Below are 17404 nucleotides of genomic sequence, written 5' to 3'. Positions count from 1 at the left end.
GTAAACCTGATGGTTACACTTCAGCGCGTGAATGTCACCGACCCGGACGTCGCGGCGCCTCGGCGCCTCCAACCGGCTGAGGCCGACGCACTGCTGGGTGCGGCCATCCTCACCGATGAGGGCCGCCAGAACCCGTACGACGCGTATCGCCTCATCCGGGAACAGCTGGGGCACTATCGGTCGGCCCTTGGATCGATCATCGTGGCCGATTACGAGGGGTGCCTCGAGGTTCTGCGCAACCCGGCGTTGGGTCGACCGGAGCCCGACATGGAGCTGTCGCCCGGATTGAGTGGGCGTGAGCGCCGCGACGAGGAGCGTCGAGGCTCGATGCTGTTCGCCAACCCTCCGGATCACACCCGGCTTCGCAGCTTGGTCAGCCGTACGTTCACGCCCAGAAGGATCGAGGCGATGCGGCCGCGGATCGAGACGCTGTTGGCCCCGATCCTCGACGAGATGGCCGACCTTGGCACCTTGGATGTGCTGGAGGTGTTGGGGGCCCGTCTTCCGGCAGCGGTGATTTCGGAGTTGCTTGGTGTGCCACCCGAGCTGCACGAGACCCTGGCCCCGCACGTGCGCGCCAGTACGGCGTTCATCGATGCCGCGGCCGACGATGAGGCCATCGCCACCGCCGAGGCCGGCGTGGCGGTGATGGGGGAGGTGTTTGAGCAACTCATCGCCGATAAGCGCCGCGCACCCGACGACGGTCTCATGAGCGCGCTGATTCAGGTGGAGGAGGCAGGCGACCGGTTGAGCCATGACGAACTGCTGGCAAACACAGGGCTGATGTACGCGGCCGGGTTCGAGACCACCACCAACCTGATCGGCAACGGGTTGTTTGCCCTCCTGAGCCACCCGGACGAACTCCAGCGGCTTCGCGCGGACTCGTCGCTGATGCCGTCGGCGATCTGGGAGTTGCTGCGCTGGGACTCGCCGGTGCAGCTCAACGTGCGGGCCGCCCTGCGCGACGTCGAGATACTCGGGGAATCGGTCGGATATGGCCAGATTTACACGGTGCTTCAGGGAAGCGGCAACCGGGATGAGGCGGCGTACCCCGTTGCCGACGGTTTGGATGTTGGCCGATTTGTCGACCGGTCCACCCCGCCTCCGCTCAGCTTCGGATGGGGCCCGCACCATTGTCTGGGCGCGGCGTTGGCCCGAGCCGAGGGTGAGATCGTGTTCGGCGGGCTCTTGGACCGGTTCGCCTCGCTGGAGCTGCTCGAGGCGCCCAGCTTTCGGTCCAGCTTCACCCTGCGTGGGCTGACATCACTCAACGTCGCCTGTCGGAGTCGATGAGCTGGTCGCCGGTTGGGCCCTGCCTCGGCGCCCTTCACCAAACGGGTCCGGCGTAACCGAAACGTCATTAATGGACATAGTTCAGTAGTCAACGCGACGCGGTCGCGCTACGGTCGTTCAACGTCGTTGAACCGCACCTTGCGGTGAGGCGTTGTGGCCAGGTGAGGGAATCGTGGTCCGGAAGGTGCCCGGCGCAACGGAGCGCGTGTGGCCCCGGAGTGCCCACAGGCAGTCCCCTCTGGTCTTGGGGTTGACCCCCCGTATCAGCAACCAACCGAGAGGATCAGTTCATGAGTCAGAACCGGATATTGCAGCCCGGTTCTTGAACGGCGTGTAGGCCACTGGTTTGGGTGGGTGCTGCCTCTGGTGTGAGGTTGAATGGTGTTTGTCTGGTTTTGGGGCGCGGTGAGGCAGAAGGTTGTGGTGTGGTCGGGTTGTCCGGGCTGAGTCTGGGTGTGTGGGTGCCTGGCCGGGTCAGGCGAACGCGGGCAGGGCCCGGATGCGTGTGAGGGCTTCGATGAACGCGTCGGCCCAGGCGTGGGATCGTGGGAGCCGCAACTCGAGGCCGCCGGCGTGGTTGACAACTCGTGCTGCGACATTGAAGAACGCGAGGCGGAGCCGTTTCCCACGGCACCGTTTGAACGTCGGGGGCAGCCCGAGGTGACGGACCCAGCGGGCGGTGTTGTGAGCAAGCACAGAGGCGTGCCACCACAACCAGTTCCCGAAGAAGTTCTTCACCGGCGCGTGGATCAGCCCAAAGTCTTCCTTGAGTTGCCGGATGGTGTCCTCGGGGATCCCGCCACGAAGCCGATGGTGGGCCTCGACCTCTGCTGGGGGTGCGAACAGGGCGGGAAGGTTCGTGACAATCGCATGGAACCTCCAACCGTCAAGATCATCAAAGGACAACTGGTCACCGGCGCTGGTGCGTTGACGGCGCACGATCATCCGCAACATGCGCCGGGTCTTGCCTTGCCCCATCACGAAAGGTGTTTCTGCGACCTCGGAACCCCGCTTGGCCTCGCCGGCCAACGCTGGCACCCATTGCGTGTCAGGGTTGGTGGCCAACGCCCGGACTTTCGCTTTCACGTTGGACCGTTGTGGCGCGGTCACGGAGAACACCCCACCCAGCGCCTCGACGGTGTCGAACACGGCGTGTTGGTAGCCGGCGGAATCGACACGGACCCACAGGTTCGTTGTTTCCCGGACCGGGCCGGGGATCGCCGACACACACTCTCGAATGAACCCGGCGTTGTCCCGGCCCGGATGGGCATTCCCAGACCGGGCACGGATCGCGAGCACGTCACCGGTCTCACCACACACCCCGATCAGCGGTGACAAGCCAACCTCGCCCCGGTAGGAGAACTTCGAACCTTCCTTGTCCGGCCCGTAGGTGTCGACCAGCGTGGCATCGGGATCAACCGTGACCATCCCACCAGAAGGTCCCGCACCCGACGCCCACGCCCGAGCCAACATCGTCCGGTTCACCGCCGCGGCTTTCTGGACCCGACCAAAATCGGCTCCGCCACAAAACCGGAACATCGTCGCGTGTGAGGGCAACACGTGAGCGCCCCGCAACTGTTGGGTCGGCCCATCCAACAGGGACCGGTCCGACAAGAAATCGCCTCCGGCCAACAGGATCTCGACCAACGCCCGATAGCACTCCCCGCCGGTGTAGCCGCCAGGCCCGATCGGCCGCAACCGGCGCCCATCGGCGACACCGACCAGGTTCAGGTTGTCCAACATCGGTCCCCACAACGCCACCCCGCCCACCCCGGTCACCTTGTCATCGCTCACCTTGACCTTCACCGAAGCACTCCGGCGGCGGGGCTGTCCGATCAGTTCCCCGGCATCAAACAACGCGCCTGTAGCATTCACCTGGCAGGTGCTCCTCTCGCTAGTCGAATAGAGCTGTTCGTACTCTCCATTCTTCCAGCCAGCAGGGGCACCTGCCGCGTCAAACCACCAACAACCCGCTACCCGGCTGCAATATCCGGGTCAGAACCGACGATTTGGAAGGTTCGCCATCGCTGCGGCGGCCTTGGTGATGCTGCCAATGGCCGCTTGCGGCGGCGATGGCGACAGCGGCGGATCGAGTGGTGGAACCGCCGAGGGGGCACTGGCCGATGCCGACCTCAGCGGCGTGTCGATCACCGTCGGCTCGAAGGACTTCGACGAACAGAAGGTCCTGGGCAATATTTTGGCGGATGCCTACGAGGCGGCCGGCGCCAAGGTGGACCGCAAGATCGACCTCGGAGGCACCAACGTGGTGCGCAAGGCGCTGTTGTCCGGCGACATCGACAGCTACGCCGAATACAACGGCACCGGCTGGGCCGAGCACCTGAAGCAGGAGGATCCCTCCGATAATGGTGAGGAACTGACCGAGAAGGTTCGAAAGATGGATCTTGAGGAGAACGACATTGTCTGGGTTGGCCGTGCACCGTTCAACAACACCTACGGCTTCGTCACCGGGCCGGATTTGACCAAGAAGAACGGTGGGCCCTTCACGTTTGACTCGATGGCCAAATACCTGAAGGAAAACCCCGACGCCAAGGTGTGCATGGAGGCGGAGTTCCCCAGCCGCTCGGATGGGCTGGTCCTGTGGGAGGAGGCCACCGGCTACAAGATCCCCAAGAGCCAGCAGGAGATTTTGGACACCGGCCTCATCTACACCGAAACCAAGGATGGCAACTGCGACTTTGGCGAGTCATACACGACCGACGGTCGCATCTCCGGGCTGGGTCTGACCCTGGTGGAGGACCCCGGCGTGATGATCATCTACAACATCTCGATCAACGTGCGTAAGGACGTCTACGAAGAGGCCCCCGAGGCGTTCGACACGATCGCCGAGGCCGTGCTCGCTCCGCTGGACCAGAAGACCATGACCGCGCTCAACAACAGCGTGTCCACCGAGGGTGAGGATCCCGCCGACGTGGCCGAGCAGTACCTGGTTGATCAAGGCCTGATCAAGGGTTAGCCCGCTGGGGCTCTCCGCCCCACCAACCTCGAGGGAGAGCAGCGCCGGATGGGTGAAAGCCTCAACAGTTTTCTCGAGTTCTTCTCAAAGAACTCAGACGATTTCATGGAGGCGTTGATTCGTCACGCCACCTACGTCGTCACGGTCACCATCACCGCCACCATCATTGCGGTGGCGGTGGGGGTGCTCGTCAGGCGCCGTCCGGTGGCCAGGGAGGTGGCGCTGGGAACCACCAGCGTCTTCATCACCATTCCCTCCCTGGCCCTGTTCACCCTGTTCATCCCGGTGCTGGGCCTGGGGTTCGCCCCCAGTTTCGTCGCCTTGTTGCTGTACGCCCTGTTGCCGATCATGCGCAACACCGTCACCGGGCTGAACAGCGTGAGCCCCGAGGTCCTGGAGTCGGCCAAGGGCATGGGCATGTCCAGCACTGAACGATTGTTCAAGGTTGAACTGCCCCTGGCCTGGCCGGTGATCATCACCGGAATCCGTGTTTCGGCGCTGCTGACCACAGGCATTGCAGCCATCGCCACGCTGATTGCGGGCGGCGGCTTCGGCGATTTCATCAAGAAGGGCCTCAGCCGCCTGGGCCTGCCGAACAGCCTGGAGGCGATCTGGCTGGGCACCCTGGGCACCATCGCCCTCGCCCTGACGTTTGACCTGATCTTCGTGATGGTTCGGCGTTTCACGACACCTCGTGGCATCCGCTGAACACGGCGACCTGATGCACAAACGTTCCGAACCACAGCCGTCCACGAACAACCATCGACGAACAAACCTTCGCGTGATCCCAGGACACGCACTTCAGGGGAGTCAACCGTGACCGAAACGCTCATCCAACTTCAGGGGGTCGGCAAGACCTATCCCGGCAGCGATGTCGCAGCGGTCGCCGACCTCGACCTTGAGATCAAGCGGGGCGAGATCCTGGTTCTGGTCGGCCCGTCCGGCTGCGGCAAGAGCACCACGCTGCGGTTGATCAACCGCATGATCGAGCCGACGACCGGCCGGATCATCTTCGAGGGCAACGACGTGACCAACGTCAACCCCGATCAGCTTCGACGCCAAATGGGTTACGTCATTCAGCAGATCGGGCTGTTCCCGCACCGCAACATCTATCAGAACATCGCGACGGTGCCTCGCCTGCTCGGTTGGAACAACTCCGACATTTTGGAGCGCGCCCGCTACCTGCTGACCATGGTGGGCATGGACCCCGATCAGTACCTGGGGCGGTACCCCAAGGAGTTGTCCGGTGGCCAGGCACAGCGGGTGGGTGTGGCTCGGGCGTTGGCCGCCGATCCGGACGTGTTGTTGATGGATGAGCCCTTCGGCGCCATCGACCCCATTACCCGCGACCGCTTGCAGAACGAGTTTCTCCGCCTGCAGGAGGAGATGCAGAAGACGATCGTGTTCGTCACCCACGACATCGACGAGGCGGTGAAGATGGGTGACAAGATCGCCATCCTGCGCGAGCAGTCCGTGGTGGCCCAGTTGGACACACCGACCAACATTTTGGCCAGTCCCGCCAACCCGTTCGTCGAGGAGTTCCTGGGCTCGGGCGCATTGCTGAAGGGCCTGACCCTGGCGAGGGTCCGCGATATCGAATTGCCGGAGTACCCGGTGGTCAGGATGCCCACCGATCGACCGGCCGTGCTTGCCGCGCTCGCCAACGCCGATTCCGATTGGGCGGTACTGCTCTCGCCGGACGATAAGCCACTGCGCTGGTTGAACGAGGCCGGCATCGAGCGAGGGGACAGCGCCATCGAACGGTCGGGCTCCGTCGTGCGGGTGACGGTCGAGCAGGAGGACACCCTGCGAGATGCGTTGGAGGCCATGATCCGGTCGACGGCAGGCTCTGCGTTGGTGGTGGATGCCGCCGGCCGATATCAGGGTGTGCTGACGCTGGAGGCGCTGGCCGAAATCACCCGTCACACCGAGGCCGGAGCACGGAACGAACAGGCCGTTCGCCGGGCGGAGGCGAGGGGGACGCCGGATCAGTCCACGGTGAGCGCCCCACCCGGCGATGCTCAGCCACCGACGGGTGATCAGGCGTCTGCTCGGGACATCGGGACCACGGCGGATCCATCGTGAGCGATCCAAACGCCTGGTCCGTCGCCAATGCCAAGGCGGCCGCACCCGCCGAGGTCGAGTCGGACGCGCCGGGACGGTCCTGGAACTTCGATCTGATCGTCACCCCCATCGCCATGTTGATGCTGTTGATCCTCTTGGTCACGGTGTGGACGTTTGCCGACATGGACAGAACCACTCAACGCATCCTGGCACCGGCCAACCTCCGCATCCAGACGCTGCAACACCTTCAGATCACGTTCTGGTCCACGCTGTTGGTGATCCTGATCGCCATACCGCTGGGGGTCTTTGTGACCCGGGAGGGCTTTCGTAAGTTCTCCGGCCCGATCTTGGCCGTGGCCAACTCGGGTCAGGCAATACCCGCCTTTGGGCTGCTGGTGTTGTTCGCAGCGTGGCTGGGCACTGGAGCTCGAACGGTGATTTTTGCACTGATCGTGTTCGGCATTTTGCCGGTGCTGCGCAACACCATGGTGGGTCTCGATCAGGTGGACCGCTCGTATATGGAAGCCGGCAAGGGCATGGGCTATTCCCGGTTCCATGTGCTGTCCCGCATCGAGTTGCCGTTGGCGGTGCCCATCATCCTGGCCGGGGTTCGTACGGCTTTGGTGATCAATGTCGGCACTGCTGCGTTGGCCACTTTCATCGGCGGTGGTGCGTTGGGCGAGACGATCAACTCAGGCCTGAAACTGCAGCGCAACACCGCGTTGTTTGTGGGCGCCGCACTCGTTGGCCTACTGGCGCTGCTGATCGACTGGTTGGCGGCCCTGGCCCAGTACTTCCTGAAACCAAAGGGCATCTAGGTCGCCGCGCCGGGGTACTGCTCTGGCGCTGCTGCTCTGGCGCTATCCCTCCAGGGCGGCCGCCTGGGTGAGGATCAGGTGACCCATCACCACCGCCCTGGCCGTGAGGATCACGCGGTCGCCATCCAGCGATGCTCGGAGGTTGCCACCCCGCTCCGACGCCTGGTCACATGCCAGGGTGTCTCGGCCCAGCCGGGAGCACCAGTACGGCGCGAGGAGGGCGTGGGCCGACCCGGTCACCGGATCCTCGGGTACGCCGAGCGTGGGCGCAAACACCCGGCTGACCACATCGAACGCGCCGTCGCCCTCGGCGGTGAGGATCAGCGGGCGAGCTTCGTGGGCGGCCAGGACCGACAGGTCGAGCCGGGCCGAACGAACCTGCTCGGCGTCGCTCAACACGGCCATGAGGAAGCCTGCATCGATGGCGCCGGGGCCACCGAGCACTTCCACGGGCGGTTGCGTCAGGCCCAGGCTCGGCCAATCCAACGACACCGTGGTCGGCTCAGCCGTCAGGGCCGGAAGGTCCATGTCGATTTCGCCACCGGCACTACGGCGACAGCACAACGTGCCGGACCTGGTGAAGAATTCGGCCACCTCGTCACGGTGGAGGTGCCCGTCGGCCCACAGCGTCGCAGCCGCAGCCACGGTGGCATGACCGCACAGGTTCACCTCGACCGTTGGCGTAAACCAGCGCAGCCGGTGGCCGCTGCCCTCGGGCCAGCAGAACGCGGTCTCAGACAGGCGCAGTTCGTTGGCGACCGACTGCATCCAGGAGTCCGACGGTGCCTGTGCCATGACGGCGACGGCCGCCTGATTGCCAGTGAACGGTCGGGAGGCGAACGCGTCGATGAGGGTGAGCGTGGTCGACATGGGGTCGAGTCTGGCCTTCGGGAGATCGGCGTTGGTGGATGCGGCCCGTTAGCGCATCTGGCCCGGGGGCCATGGCGGGGGCCGGCCGTGGGGCCATTGGGCGGTTGCATCCAAGCGTCCCAACGGTGGCTGCTGGGCTGATACCGGGTGCTGAAATTGGTCGGGGTACGTGCGGAGTGAGGCGGCCTGGTTGATGCGCCAGGTGCCGTAAAGATCCATACCCAATGCCGTGATCGATGCCAGCCCCAGCAGGGTGATCGCCCCCAGAATCGCCAATCCCGCCATGCCCTGGGCCAAGTCGCTCTTGGCATACCGGGGCAGCAGTCCGAAGCCCACGGCCACGGCATTGTTCAGTGCGTGGATGCCCACTCCCATCCACCACGACCTGGTGACCCGCACGTAGGCCAGCACCATGCCCACCAGTAGCTGAGGCAGGATGAAGGCCGGCAGAAACCAGGTGAACTCCGAGAAGTTGCCCAGATGTGCTGCGGCGAACACGGCGGTCAGTATCACGATGACGACGAACCGCGCCCGGGTTGGGATCAACACGGCGCCCCGCTCGGGACCCTTGGGAAGCAACAGCCGCAGCACGAGGCCGAGCACCACGATGATGGCCACCGTCATGCCAACCTCGACGAGCGAGGCCAACGCCTCCTGACGATCGCCCACGATCGCAGTTCCCAGCGACACACCGAACAGTCCGGGAACAAACATCACCGACAGCACGCCGACCCCGCCGGCGACGTGCCAGGGGCGAAGTGACATCGGCAGCCGGAAGGCCACCTCCTCCAGCAGCGGAGCGAGTAGCACCGCCGTGATCACGAGGACGATGGCCGAGCCGTTCTCCACCAGGTCACCGACGGCATTGTCGGGTTGCTTGCCTCCGAGACCGACGACCACCATGGTGACCATTACCGATGATGCGTAGGCGACCGCCAACGAGAGGCCCCACAACGGCAGAAACCACCTGGCGGCGGGTTGGTCGCGGAGGCGGTAGTTGCCACGCCCAGCCCAAAAACGCAGGTAGTCGCCCACCACGCTGACCGCCCGCTGGGCCGGGGGAGGGGTCTGCACAGTTGCAGGCGTGCTGCCGGCGACCGTCCATGGCGGCGGGTTTGATGTGGTGATGCTCACGGATTCCTCACCGGTCGAAGTGCCTGACCGCCAATCATGGTGCGGTCTACAACCGCTGCTTGGGCTGATCCTTGAGGGTTCGCTTGGCATCAGAGATCGATACGGGTTCAAGGATCGCCTCCACCTGGGCGACCAGGTCGTCGTCGAGGGTGATGTCCACCGCTTCGACGTTTCGGGTGACCTGATCGGCCCTTGATGCCCCGACGATCGCCGAGGCAACGTTGGGATTGCGCAGCACCCAGGCCAGGGCCATGTTGGCCATCGTCAACCCGGCTTCGTCGGCCAACGCAGACACCTGCTGAACGGCGGTGAGCACGTCGTCGTTCATCCAGCGGGAGATCATGTTCTTACCTCCGGCCTCGTCGGTGGCGCGACTGCCATCGGGTGGTTCCTCGCCGGGCTGATACTTACCGGTGAGGACCCCTTGGGCCAGAGGCGACCAGACGATCTGGCTGATACCCAACTCCTCGCAGGTGGGCACCACCTCCTCTTCGATCACCCGCCACAACAGCGAGTACTGGGGCTGGCTGGATACCAGTGGCACCTTCAGATCATCGGCCAACACCTTCGCATCGCGAATCTGCTCAGCCGTCCACTCGGAGACTCCCAGGTAGGCCACCTTCCCCTGATGGACCAGGTCGGCGAATGCCGACATGGTGACCTCCAGCGGAGTGCAATGGTCGTAGCGGTGAGCCTGATACAGGTCGATGTGGTCGGTGCCAAGCCGCTTGAGCGACCCATCGATTGACTCCATGATGTGCTTACGTGAGAGGCCCTGTTGGTTCAGGCCCGGCCCGGTGGGCCAGAACACTTTGGTAAACAACTCGATTGACTCGCGCTGGACACCCCGAAGTGCCTCTCCCAGCACGGTCTCGGCCTTGGTGCCTGCGTAAACGTCGGCGGTGTCGAAGGTGGTGATGCCTGCATCGAGTGCGGCGTGAACCGCCTCGATGGCTGCATCGTCCTCCACCTGTGATCCGTGGGTCAGCCAGTTGCCGTAGCTGATGGCCGACACCCGCATGCCCGAATTTCCCAAAAAACGATGCTCCATGGAGGCTCACCTTATGGGGCGGATCCGCCTCCCGGCGGTCACGGGTTTGGTCCGGGGGTAGGGCTCGGGCCCAGAGTTTGACCTCGGGCTACCTGCAGCGGAGGCCCGCCTTCGCCGTTGGTCTCCTGCCAGGCGGCGGTGACTGGCCCGCTTGGTGACACCACGGCCCGATCACCCTCGATCAGTGTCGGTGGGCCGAGCGTTCTGCTGGTGATGATGACGTCGTCGGATTGCAGGCGGGTCAAGGTGGAGTGACCCAGAAACTCCACCTGAGTCACGATCCACGCCCCGGTTGGCGAAGCCCGATGTGTCAGCGACTCCGGGCGGATCAGCACGGTTACGGGCACCGGTCCGGCGCCCGCGGTCCTGTCCGATGGCTCGGTTGTGTCGGCGGGCTCGGGTCGGTCGGCGGGTTCGGTTCGGTCGTGCAGCGACCCGGTATCCAGTGGCAGGTCACCCAAGGCGGTTGTCACGTGCGTTCGTCGCCCTTCGCCGGTGCCCGAAGCGACGGTGCCCCCTTCGACGGTGCCTGCGGGGACGGTTCCCGGCAACAGGTTGGCATCGCCCAGGAACGAGGCCACCCACGGATCGGCCGGGCACGCGTACACGTCGGCGGGTCGACCCACCTGAGCGATGCGGCCATCCCGAATCACCGCCACCCGGTCGCCGAGGGCGAATGCCTCATCACGGTCATGCGTGACGAACACTCCGGTGACCCCGATCGCACGCAGGGTGTGCCGGACCTCCCCTCGAACCGCGGCGCGGAGACCCGCGTCGAGGTTGGAGAAAGGTTCGTCCAACAAGACCACCCTGGGGCGTGGGGCGAGCGCTCGGGCCAGCGCCACCCGTTGTTGTTGGCCACCCGACAGGGTGTCGATTCTTCGGTCGCCAAAACCGGTCAGGTCCACCTGCCGCAATGCCTCGTCGATGCGTGGCGAACGTCGGCGCTCGCCCTTGGGCAGTCCAAACCCCACGTTGGATGCCACGGAAAGGTGCGGGAACAGTGCCCAGTCCTGAAACACCATGCCGACGCCACGACGCTCGGCCGGTACGAATCCGGTTCCTCCCGCCACGCGACGGTTGCCCAAGTCGATGGTTCCCCCGTCGGGACGATCCAGACCGGCGATCAGTCGCAAAAGTGTGGTCTTGCCTGAACCCGAAGGACCCAGGAGCGCCAGCAGTTCGCCCGGTTCGATGTCGAGGTCGATGCCGCCGAGCACCTCCACCCCGTCGAAGCGGCGGATGATGTTGTGCAACCTCACGGAGGTCCCCGTCGGTGAGGTCCCCGTCGGTGAGGTCCTGGTTACAGAGGGCGAAACCTCGGCGCCGGACGGTGGGCGCGCGAACTTGGTCAACCGATGGTTCCGGTGATCAACAACAGCGCACCGACGCCGGCGGCGACCAGGCGGTACCAGCCGAAGATGGCCAATGAACGCTGCTCCAACCATCTGACCATCCAGGTGATTGCGGCGGCGGCTGTTACGAAGGCCACCACGAGACCGAGGGTGATCTCGATTCCTCCGTACGCCTCGACGAGCAGCGACCCGTTGCTCAGAGCCTCGTACGCGGTGGCCGCCCCCAGTGTCAGCAACCCCAGAAGGAAGCTGAACTCCACTGCGGCCGACACGCTGAGCCCGACCAGTACGGCGGCCACGATGGTGACCAACGACCGGCTGGTGCCTGGCCACATGGCAAAAGCCTGGGCCACTCCAATGATCAACGCATGGCGGGGAGTGATGGCATCGAGTGACCGGCCCACTCTCCCCGGCGGTCGGGCGTCCTGACCGGGGGTGGTGCCTATCGACCCAGCGGTGTCGGCCCCCTTCCCACCTCCACTTCCACTTCCACCCGCAGCGGCCTCGGCGGCCTGCTTCTTGGCGATCCGGTCGCTGATCAACAGGATGGCCACGCCGCCGACCGCCCATGCGGCCACGATGGGCCACCCGGCGAACAGCCGTGACTTGATGGGGCCCTCGAAGAGAAACCCGATGACGGCCGCTGGAAGAAACGCCACCACGAGTGCGATCAGCAGGTTGCGGCCTTCCTCGGAGCGGCCGATCAGCCCTTGAAACACGGTGGCAATCCGTCTGCGATACAACACCAGCACCGCCAGGATGGCGCCCGCCTGAATGACGATGGCAAAGCTGTCGGCAGGCGCCTCCGTCGCCCGGGTGTCACCTACCCCGAGAAGACGCTGGGTGACATACAGGTGACCGGTGGACGAGATGGGCAGGTACTCAGTGACCCCCTCCACCACGCCAAGCACCACGGCCTTGGCCGGGTTCATCTGCTCTCGGGCTGCGGCAGTGTCGGGTGGGATCTCGTCGGTCGGGGACGCGCCTCCGTCAGTACCAGGGACGTCGGCCGTGCCGTTGGTGGCCCCAGCGGTGGTCGCACCGATCGGCGACCCGGACGAGGCGCCCACCCGTGACGTGACGAAGGTGCCGGCAATTGTCAGGGTTCCCAGCATCAACACCAGGATGAGTGCCGCCCTCATGGTCGGTGGATGGTGGAATCGACGTTCCCGCGGCATCGGCGGATTGGGAACGACTGGGGTGAGGCTCATCGGGCTCCGACGCTAACCCAGTCACGGTCGGCCGGATTTACTACAGTCCTGTGATGGCCCGTGCGGCACCTGGCACTCCAGTGTTTGCGGGCGCGTTGGTGCTCACGATTGTGGCGGTTCTGGCCGCGGGCATTCTGGGCGACCCGGGGCCAACGCAGCAGGTCAGCGCGTCCGACACGACGTCTCGTGACCTTGCCCCGGCCAAAACCGTCGCACAAGGCGGCACACCGGAACCGACTTCGACGGCGGTGCCCAACACCGCACCCGACGATGGCAAGACCGCCGATCAGCGCACCCTGAGCCTGGCGGGCACGATCACCGACCCCGCGCTGCGGCCCAAGTCGGTGGTTGCCTCGGGGAACGGCCTGTTCTTTGCACAGAACATGATGTACGCCCACAACGTGGCCGTGTACGACCGCGACCTCAAGCAGGTGAAGGTGATCGACGATGAGGTGGTCCCCTCCCTCTTCGGGCTCGAGGGCAGCGCGTCGTTGGAGGGCGCTCCGGTGGAGGCGGTGTTCACCTCGGACGGGTCTGAGGCGTACGTGTCTCAATACAAGCTGTATGGCCCCGGGAAGGACAATCCGGGCACCGATACATGCGCCAAGGGAACCTGGGACGACAGTTTCCTGTACCGAATCGCCACCGACACGCTGACGATCGATCAGGTGATTCCGGTTGGGCCGGTCCCCAAGTTCGTGGCGATCACACACGATGACGCCATGGTGCTGGTTTCCAATTGGTGCGGCTACGACCTGTCGATCGTCGATACGGCCACCGGAAAGGAGACCCGGCGGGTGGACATCGGTCGGTTCCCGCGTGGCATCGCGGTGGCCCCCGACGACTCGGTGGCGTACGTGACCGCCATGGGTACGTCCGACATCGCCGTGGTCGACCTGAAAACCTTCGATGTCTCGTGGATCAAGGGTGTGGGCGAGGCGCCCAGAAGCGTTGCGCTGTCCCCCGATGGCAAAACGCTGTACGTCACGCTGAATGGCGAAGCCGAGGTGAAGCGCATCGACACGGCGACGCGCCAGGTGACCGGCGAGGTGGTGACCGGCAATCAGCCCCGCTCGATGGTGCTCTCCGACGACGGCACGGCCCTGTACGTCGTGAACTATGCCGACGACACGGTATCGATGGTTCGCACCTCCGACATGACCGAGTTGCAGGAGTTGCCCACTCGGCATCACCCCATTGGCATCACCTACGACAAGGCCACCCGTCGCGTGTGGGTGGCGTGCTACGTGGGGGCCTTGATGGTGTTCGACAACACCTGAACCTTCGGCGGTTCACCATCGGGGCGTGCTCGCCGGAGAACCATCGGCCGAGAGCGGCAGCCGGAGGACCAACTGGGTGAGCGTCGGGTGATCGCCCCACTCCAAACTGCCGCCCAGCGCGTCGACGGCTCGGCGGGCCGAGGCGAGCCCGAACCCCCCGGACGGATGGTCCTCGGGCTGTTCATCGGTGCCCAGCGCAACTGCTGCTTCGTCCATCGAGGGCCCGCGGTACGGATTGGTGGCCTGGTTGGCCACCGTCAGGAGGGCACCGTCCTCATCCAGTACCAGGCTGATCTCAGGCGTCGGGTCGCTCGAATGTGCGAGCGCGTTGCTCAGGCCCTGATTGGCAACCTGCACCAGCACCTCCACGGCCTCACCACCCACCGGACGGTCGCCATGCACCGAGACCCGCGCGGCGAGCCCCAAGAGTTCATATCCGGCTGCGCAGGCCCCCAGCGCGTCGGTCAGCGCCTCGGACTCGTCAGCTTCGGCGCCGCTCAGCTCGGTCTCAAGGCTCGAAATGGTGGCGCCGATGATCCCTGCCAGGCGCTCGGGTGCATCATCGGGGTGGGTGAGCAGGTATCGCAACGACTGACAGGCTGTGTCGTGGACAGCGTCTTGAGCCGCCGCCAGTTCGGCCTCCGCGACCTGTTTGGCGACCGCCTCGATCGTGTAGTTGGCGCTGCGCTCCAGCTTGTCCAGTGCGGCCCAGATGGCGGTGTGTGAACGCCGAAGGGCCAACCCTGCCACCATGCCGTTCACCCAGTCGGCCTGCCAACGAAATCGGTGGGTTCGCACCTCCGGGGCGTAGTACCGATCCGCGAGGAACATGGCCGCCCCCATGAGGCTCCAGGTCGTGACCAGGTGCGCCCGGTCGGGAATCCTGGTTGCCGCCAATGCGACGTGCACCTGGGTTTGTCCGGCCGACCAGGTGCTGGCAACGTGTCGATCACTCGAGGCGCATTCGAAGGCCACCAGAAGGATGGCGAAGAGCGTGTCGGACCAAGGGCTCAGCGTTCGATCAAGAGCGGCGGGAGGTTCCTTCGAAGCTCCCGGACGCTGCCGGAGCCCGAATCGGCCCCAGGCGACCGAGGCGGTGTAGATCACCGTTGACGTCAGCCCGGCAACCACCCAGCCGCGACGCCGCTGTCGGTTGAAACGCGACACGGTCACGCTCACCGTGTTGAGCGCGGCCGTGGCGGCCACGGCGATATCGCCGACGGACAGCCCCCGTTCGGTGCGGTTCACCAGCCGTGTCATCTGGTCGATGTGTCCCCGGGCCGCGCTGGTGAGCGATGCTGCCCCGGTGTCTTCGGATCCGGCGAGCCACGCCCGAAGCGGCTCGTAGGTGGCGGCCGATTGGGTGAGCGCGGTATCCACACGTCCTGCTGTCAAGTGCTCCCGGATCTCGCGCAACGAGTCGACGGTGCGTTGCAGGTGCCGTTCCTGGACCTCTCGACGGGTTTGATCCGTGACCACCCGGGCCTGCTCCTCAACCAGGCGTGCGCTGGCCCGGTCGGCCTCAGCGCCAACCTTGGCGACTGCGGAGACGGCCCACCTCGACCCTGCTGCGACCCCGACGGCGTTCAGCATGTTTCGGCTGGCGGTCTCATGGGGCAACCAGGGTCGCCGGTAGGTGAACGCGTCCACCTGCGGGAGTAGATGGGCCAGCATCGCCGGTTCGGGGCGATGGGGCATCGCCAGTGCGATGGCCGACTGGCCCCACCATCCCCAGAGCCCAAACCAGTCGTCGCCGCGTCCGCGGTCGGCGTCGCGCACGATGGCGGGGGAGAGGGCCAGCAGCGCCAGCGAGGTGCCGATGACCTCGATCGCCGTCGCCGGATCGTTGACGGTGAGGTCCCGGCCTCGCCGACGGCGCCACTCCCACACCGTGGCCCCTCCGGCGATGCCGGTTGCCAGCCATCCCAGCGGTCTGCTTCGCGGGCCTCGGGTCGGGTCCATGGTGACCGCCGCGGCGTTTACCACCTGGCTTGCCCTCAGCAGGAGGTAGCCCTCCCACAGCGCCTTGACCACCAGGTGTTCCATGGAGGATGAAGCCGGTGTTGGTGCGGAGGGTTCATTCGGGGCGCTCTCGGGGCCTCGCACCGGAAAACTACGACTCGCTGGGGCCGAGGCCGTGTTCCACCGCCCAGGATGCAAGGGCCGAGCGCTTCTTGCCCTTCAGGTTCAGCTTGGTGATGATCGAACTGATCACATTGTCCACCGTGCCTCCGGCCAACCCCACCCGTTCGGCGATTTCCTTGCTGGTTGCACCGCTGGGGATTTCGTGGAGGACACGGCGTTCCAGGTCGGTCAACTCCTCGCCACCGGGCAGATACTCCACGCCTGCCTCGTAGGTTCGACCGGCGGCGGCCTCCAGTACGGCCGTGACCAATTCGCCGCCGGCGGCCGATTTGGAGACGAACCCCAGCGCACCGGCCTTCAGCGCCTCGTCGCGAATGATGGCCGATCCGTGCATCGTGTAGACGACTGACGGTATGCCCCATCCGGCCACGAGCGCCACGCTTTCGACACCTCGCGTCTCGTGGCGCACGGCCAGGTCGATCACGGCCACCTGCACCTGTGAAGGCGTTCGCAGTGGCAGCGGTACGGCACCGAAGGACGGGAAAGCCCCCAGGACCTCCAGCCTGGCGTCATCTCGTAACTCCTCGGCCACGCCCCGTCGGGTGAGCGGATGGTCGTCAACCGCAATCACTCGCACCGGCTTGTTGGGCACTGCCGATGAGTTGCCCCCTTGGTAACCCAAATTCATAGGTCCCTCCCTGGTCGGCAGGATAGCGCAAGTACATCGTTCTCTCATGAGACCAGTAGGTGGTCTCTCACGTCGGAACGGCTGAGGTCTTTCCACGGTGGACGACGTGAATCACCCTGCGCGTGCCGGCGATCGGTAGGGGGCCGAAGCTGCGTGAGTCCGATCGCGTCAGTTCGCGGGCGTCCGATGCCACAAACATCGACGATGTGGATACGTCCCAGCGTCCGTTTCGCCCAGAATGCCCTTGTGCCCAAGGTTCGGTGAGGGGTGCGTTGTCGATCAGCACCTGCCCATCCTCGATCGCCACCGTCTCGCCCGGCAGCCCCACGATGCGTTTCACCAGGATGAACCCGGGGCGCTCGGGGTGCTCCAGCACCACGATCGTTCCGCGTCGGGGTCGATGTAGCCGCATGGTCAACAGCCCGTCGTCCGGGCGCAGGGCCGGAGTCATCGAGTCCTCCGCCACCCGGTAGGGCGTGATGCCCAAACGTGCCAGCACCGCGGTGGTTCCGATCCCGAGATGGTGCTTCACGTGACGAGCATGCCAGTTTGGCAGTTCGGTTGACGGGTATATGTTGGGA

Annotated in this window: 15 protein-coding genes; 6 read left to right on the top strand and 9 right to left on the bottom strand. The window is 65.2% G+C overall.

All coding sequences use genetic code 11. From position 1 onward, the window contains the following. The first annotated feature begins 27 nt into the window (after positions 1-27). Positions 28-1293, top strand: coding sequence for a cytochrome P450 (locus MPARV_RS0104545; protein ID WP_020377406.1), 1266 nt, complete (start codon positions 28-30; stop codon positions 1291-1293). A 474-nt stretch (positions 1294-1767) separates the two neighbouring features. Here MPARV_RS0104545 and MPARV_RS0104540 read toward each other — a convergent pair whose 3' ends face one another. Continuing rightward, positions 1768-3168 carry an IS1380 family transposase gene (locus tag MPARV_RS0104540; RefSeq protein WP_012231233.1) on the bottom strand — a complete coding sequence of 467 codons (1401 nt, stop codon included), beginning with the start codon at positions 3166-3168 and terminating at the stop codon, positions 1768-1770. A 178-nt stretch (positions 3169-3346) separates the two neighbouring features. Between MPARV_RS0104540 and MPARV_RS0104535 the strand changes: the two genes are divergently transcribed. The 4 genes from MPARV_RS0104535 to MPARV_RS0104520 all read left to right on the top strand — a co-directional run bounded on the left by MPARV_RS0104535 (position 3347) and on the right by MPARV_RS0104520 (position 7149). Next, the gene (locus MPARV_RS0104535; RefSeq protein ID WP_202948806.1) at positions 3347-4267 is read left to right on the top strand and encodes a glycine betaine ABC transporter substrate-binding protein; all 921 of its coding nucleotides are present in this window, start codon (positions 3347-3349) and stop codon (positions 4265-4267) included. A 48-nt stretch (positions 4268-4315) separates the two neighbouring features. After that, positions 4316-4975, top strand: coding sequence for an ABC transporter permease (locus MPARV_RS0104530; RefSeq protein WP_020377404.1), 660 nt, complete (start codon positions 4316-4318; stop codon positions 4973-4975). 108 nt (positions 4976-5083) lie between these two features. After that, complete coding sequence (locus MPARV_RS0104525) at positions 5084-6352, top strand: ATP-binding cassette domain-containing protein (RefSeq protein WP_012231581.1); 1269 nt, start codon at positions 5084-5086, stop codon at positions 6350-6352. After that, positions 6349-7149 carry an ABC transporter permease gene (locus MPARV_RS0104520; protein WP_012231579.1) on the top strand — a complete coding sequence of 267 codons (801 nt, stop codon included), beginning with the start codon at positions 6349-6351 and terminating at the stop codon, positions 7147-7149. Before MPARV_RS0104525 ends, MPARV_RS0104520 begins: the two co-directional genes overlap by 4 nt. Positions 7150-7191: 42 nt before the next feature. Here MPARV_RS0104520 and MPARV_RS0104515 read toward each other — a convergent pair whose 3' ends face one another. From MPARV_RS0104515 to MPARV_RS0104495, 5 genes are all read right to left on the bottom strand, one after another. Then, a complete protein-coding gene (locus MPARV_RS0104515) occupies positions 7192-8019 on the bottom strand; it encodes a PhzF family phenazine biosynthesis protein (RefSeq protein ID WP_012231577.1) in 828 nt (275 codons plus the stop codon). Positions 8020-8067: 48 nt separating this feature from the next. Continuing rightward, positions 8068-9153: a CPBP family intramembrane glutamic endopeptidase gene (locus MPARV_RS0104510; RefSeq protein WP_031277254.1), complete on the bottom strand. Its 1086-nt coding sequence runs from the start codon at positions 9151-9153 to the stop codon at positions 8068-8070. Positions 9154-9199: 46 nt separating this feature from the next. Then, positions 9200-10204, bottom strand: a complete 1005-nt coding sequence (locus tag MPARV_RS0104505; RefSeq protein ID WP_012231573.1) for an aldo/keto reductase family protein — start codon at positions 10202-10204, stop codon at positions 9200-9202. A 38-nt stretch (positions 10205-10242) separates the two neighbouring features. Then, positions 10243-11466, bottom strand: coding sequence for an ABC transporter ATP-binding protein (locus MPARV_RS20815; protein WP_202948805.1), 1224 nt, complete (start codon positions 11464-11466; stop codon positions 10243-10245). Positions 11467-11555: 89 nt separating this feature from the next. Next, a complete protein-coding gene (locus MPARV_RS0104495; protein WP_100221219.1) occupies positions 11556-12770 on the bottom strand; it encodes an undecaprenyl-diphosphate phosphatase in 1215 nt (404 codons plus the stop codon). 53 nt (positions 12771-12823) lie between these two features. On the opposite strand from MPARV_RS0104495, the gene MPARV_RS0104490 reads away from it, so the two are divergent. Further along, a complete protein-coding gene (locus MPARV_RS0104490) occupies positions 12824-14050 on the top strand; it encodes a YncE family protein (protein WP_100221218.1) in 1227 nt (408 codons plus the stop codon). Positions 14051-14062: 12 nt separating this feature from the next. Here MPARV_RS0104490 and MPARV_RS20810 read toward each other — a convergent pair whose 3' ends face one another. From MPARV_RS20810 to lepB, 3 genes are all read right to left on the bottom strand, one after another. Beyond that, entirely contained in the window at positions 14063-16096 is a 2034-nt protein-coding gene (locus tag MPARV_RS20810) for a sensor histidine kinase (protein WP_020377397.1), read from the bottom strand. Positions 16097-16163: 67 nt separating this feature from the next. Continuing rightward, a complete protein-coding gene (locus tag MPARV_RS0104480) occupies positions 16164-16823 on the bottom strand; it encodes a response regulator transcription factor (protein ID WP_012231562.1) in 660 nt (219 codons plus the stop codon). 67 nt (positions 16824-16890) lie between these two features. Then, on the bottom strand, positions 16891-17355 hold the full coding sequence (gene lepB / locus MPARV_RS22210; RefSeq protein WP_020377395.1) for a signal peptidase I: 465 nt from the start codon (positions 17353-17355) through the stop codon (positions 16891-16893). Positions 17356-17404 lie beyond the last annotated feature (49 nt).

This window comes from Candidatus Microthrix parvicella Bio17-1 (assembly GCF_000299415.1).
In the GTDB taxonomy this organism is placed as follows: domain Bacteria; phylum Actinomycetota; class Acidimicrobiia; order Acidimicrobiales; family Microtrichaceae; genus Microthrix; species Microthrix parvicella.
Note: the sequence above shows the minus strand (reverse complement) of the source record. Positions and strands in the feature narration are given on the sequence as shown.

Bases quoted from the DNA above. Each gene is read 5' to 3' on its own strand.
- MPARV_RS0104490 (WP_100221218.1), top strand. From the start codon at position 12,824: ATGGCCCGTGCGGCACCTGGCACTCCAGTGTTTGCGGGCGCGTTGGTG.
- MPARV_RS20810 (WP_020377397.1), bottom strand. From the start codon at position 16,096: ATGGAACACCTGGTGGTCAAGGCGCTGTGGGAGGGCTACCTCCTGCTG.
- MPARV_RS0104530 (WP_020377404.1), top strand. From the start codon at position 4,316: ATGGGTGAAAGCCTCAACAGTTTTCTCGAGTTCTTCTCAAAGAACTCA.
- MPARV_RS0104515 (WP_012231577.1), bottom strand. From the start codon at position 8,019: ATGTCGACCACGCTCACCCTCATCGACGCGTTCGCCTCCCGACCGTTC.
- MPARV_RS0104495 (WP_100221219.1), bottom strand. From the start codon at position 12,770: ATGAGCCTCACCCCAGTCGTTCCCAATCCGCCGATGCCGCGGGAACGT.
- MPARV_RS0104505 (WP_012231573.1), bottom strand. From the start codon at position 10,204: ATGGAGCATCGTTTTTTGGGAAATTCGGGCATGCGGGTGTCGGCCATC.
- MPARV_RS0104480 (WP_012231562.1), bottom strand. From the start codon at position 16,823: ATGAATTTGGGTTACCAAGGGGGCAACTCATCGGCAGTGCCCAACAAG.
- MPARV_RS0104535 (WP_202948806.1), top strand. From the start codon at position 3,347: ATGGCCGCTTGCGGCGGCGATGGCGACAGCGGCGGATCGAGTGGTGGA.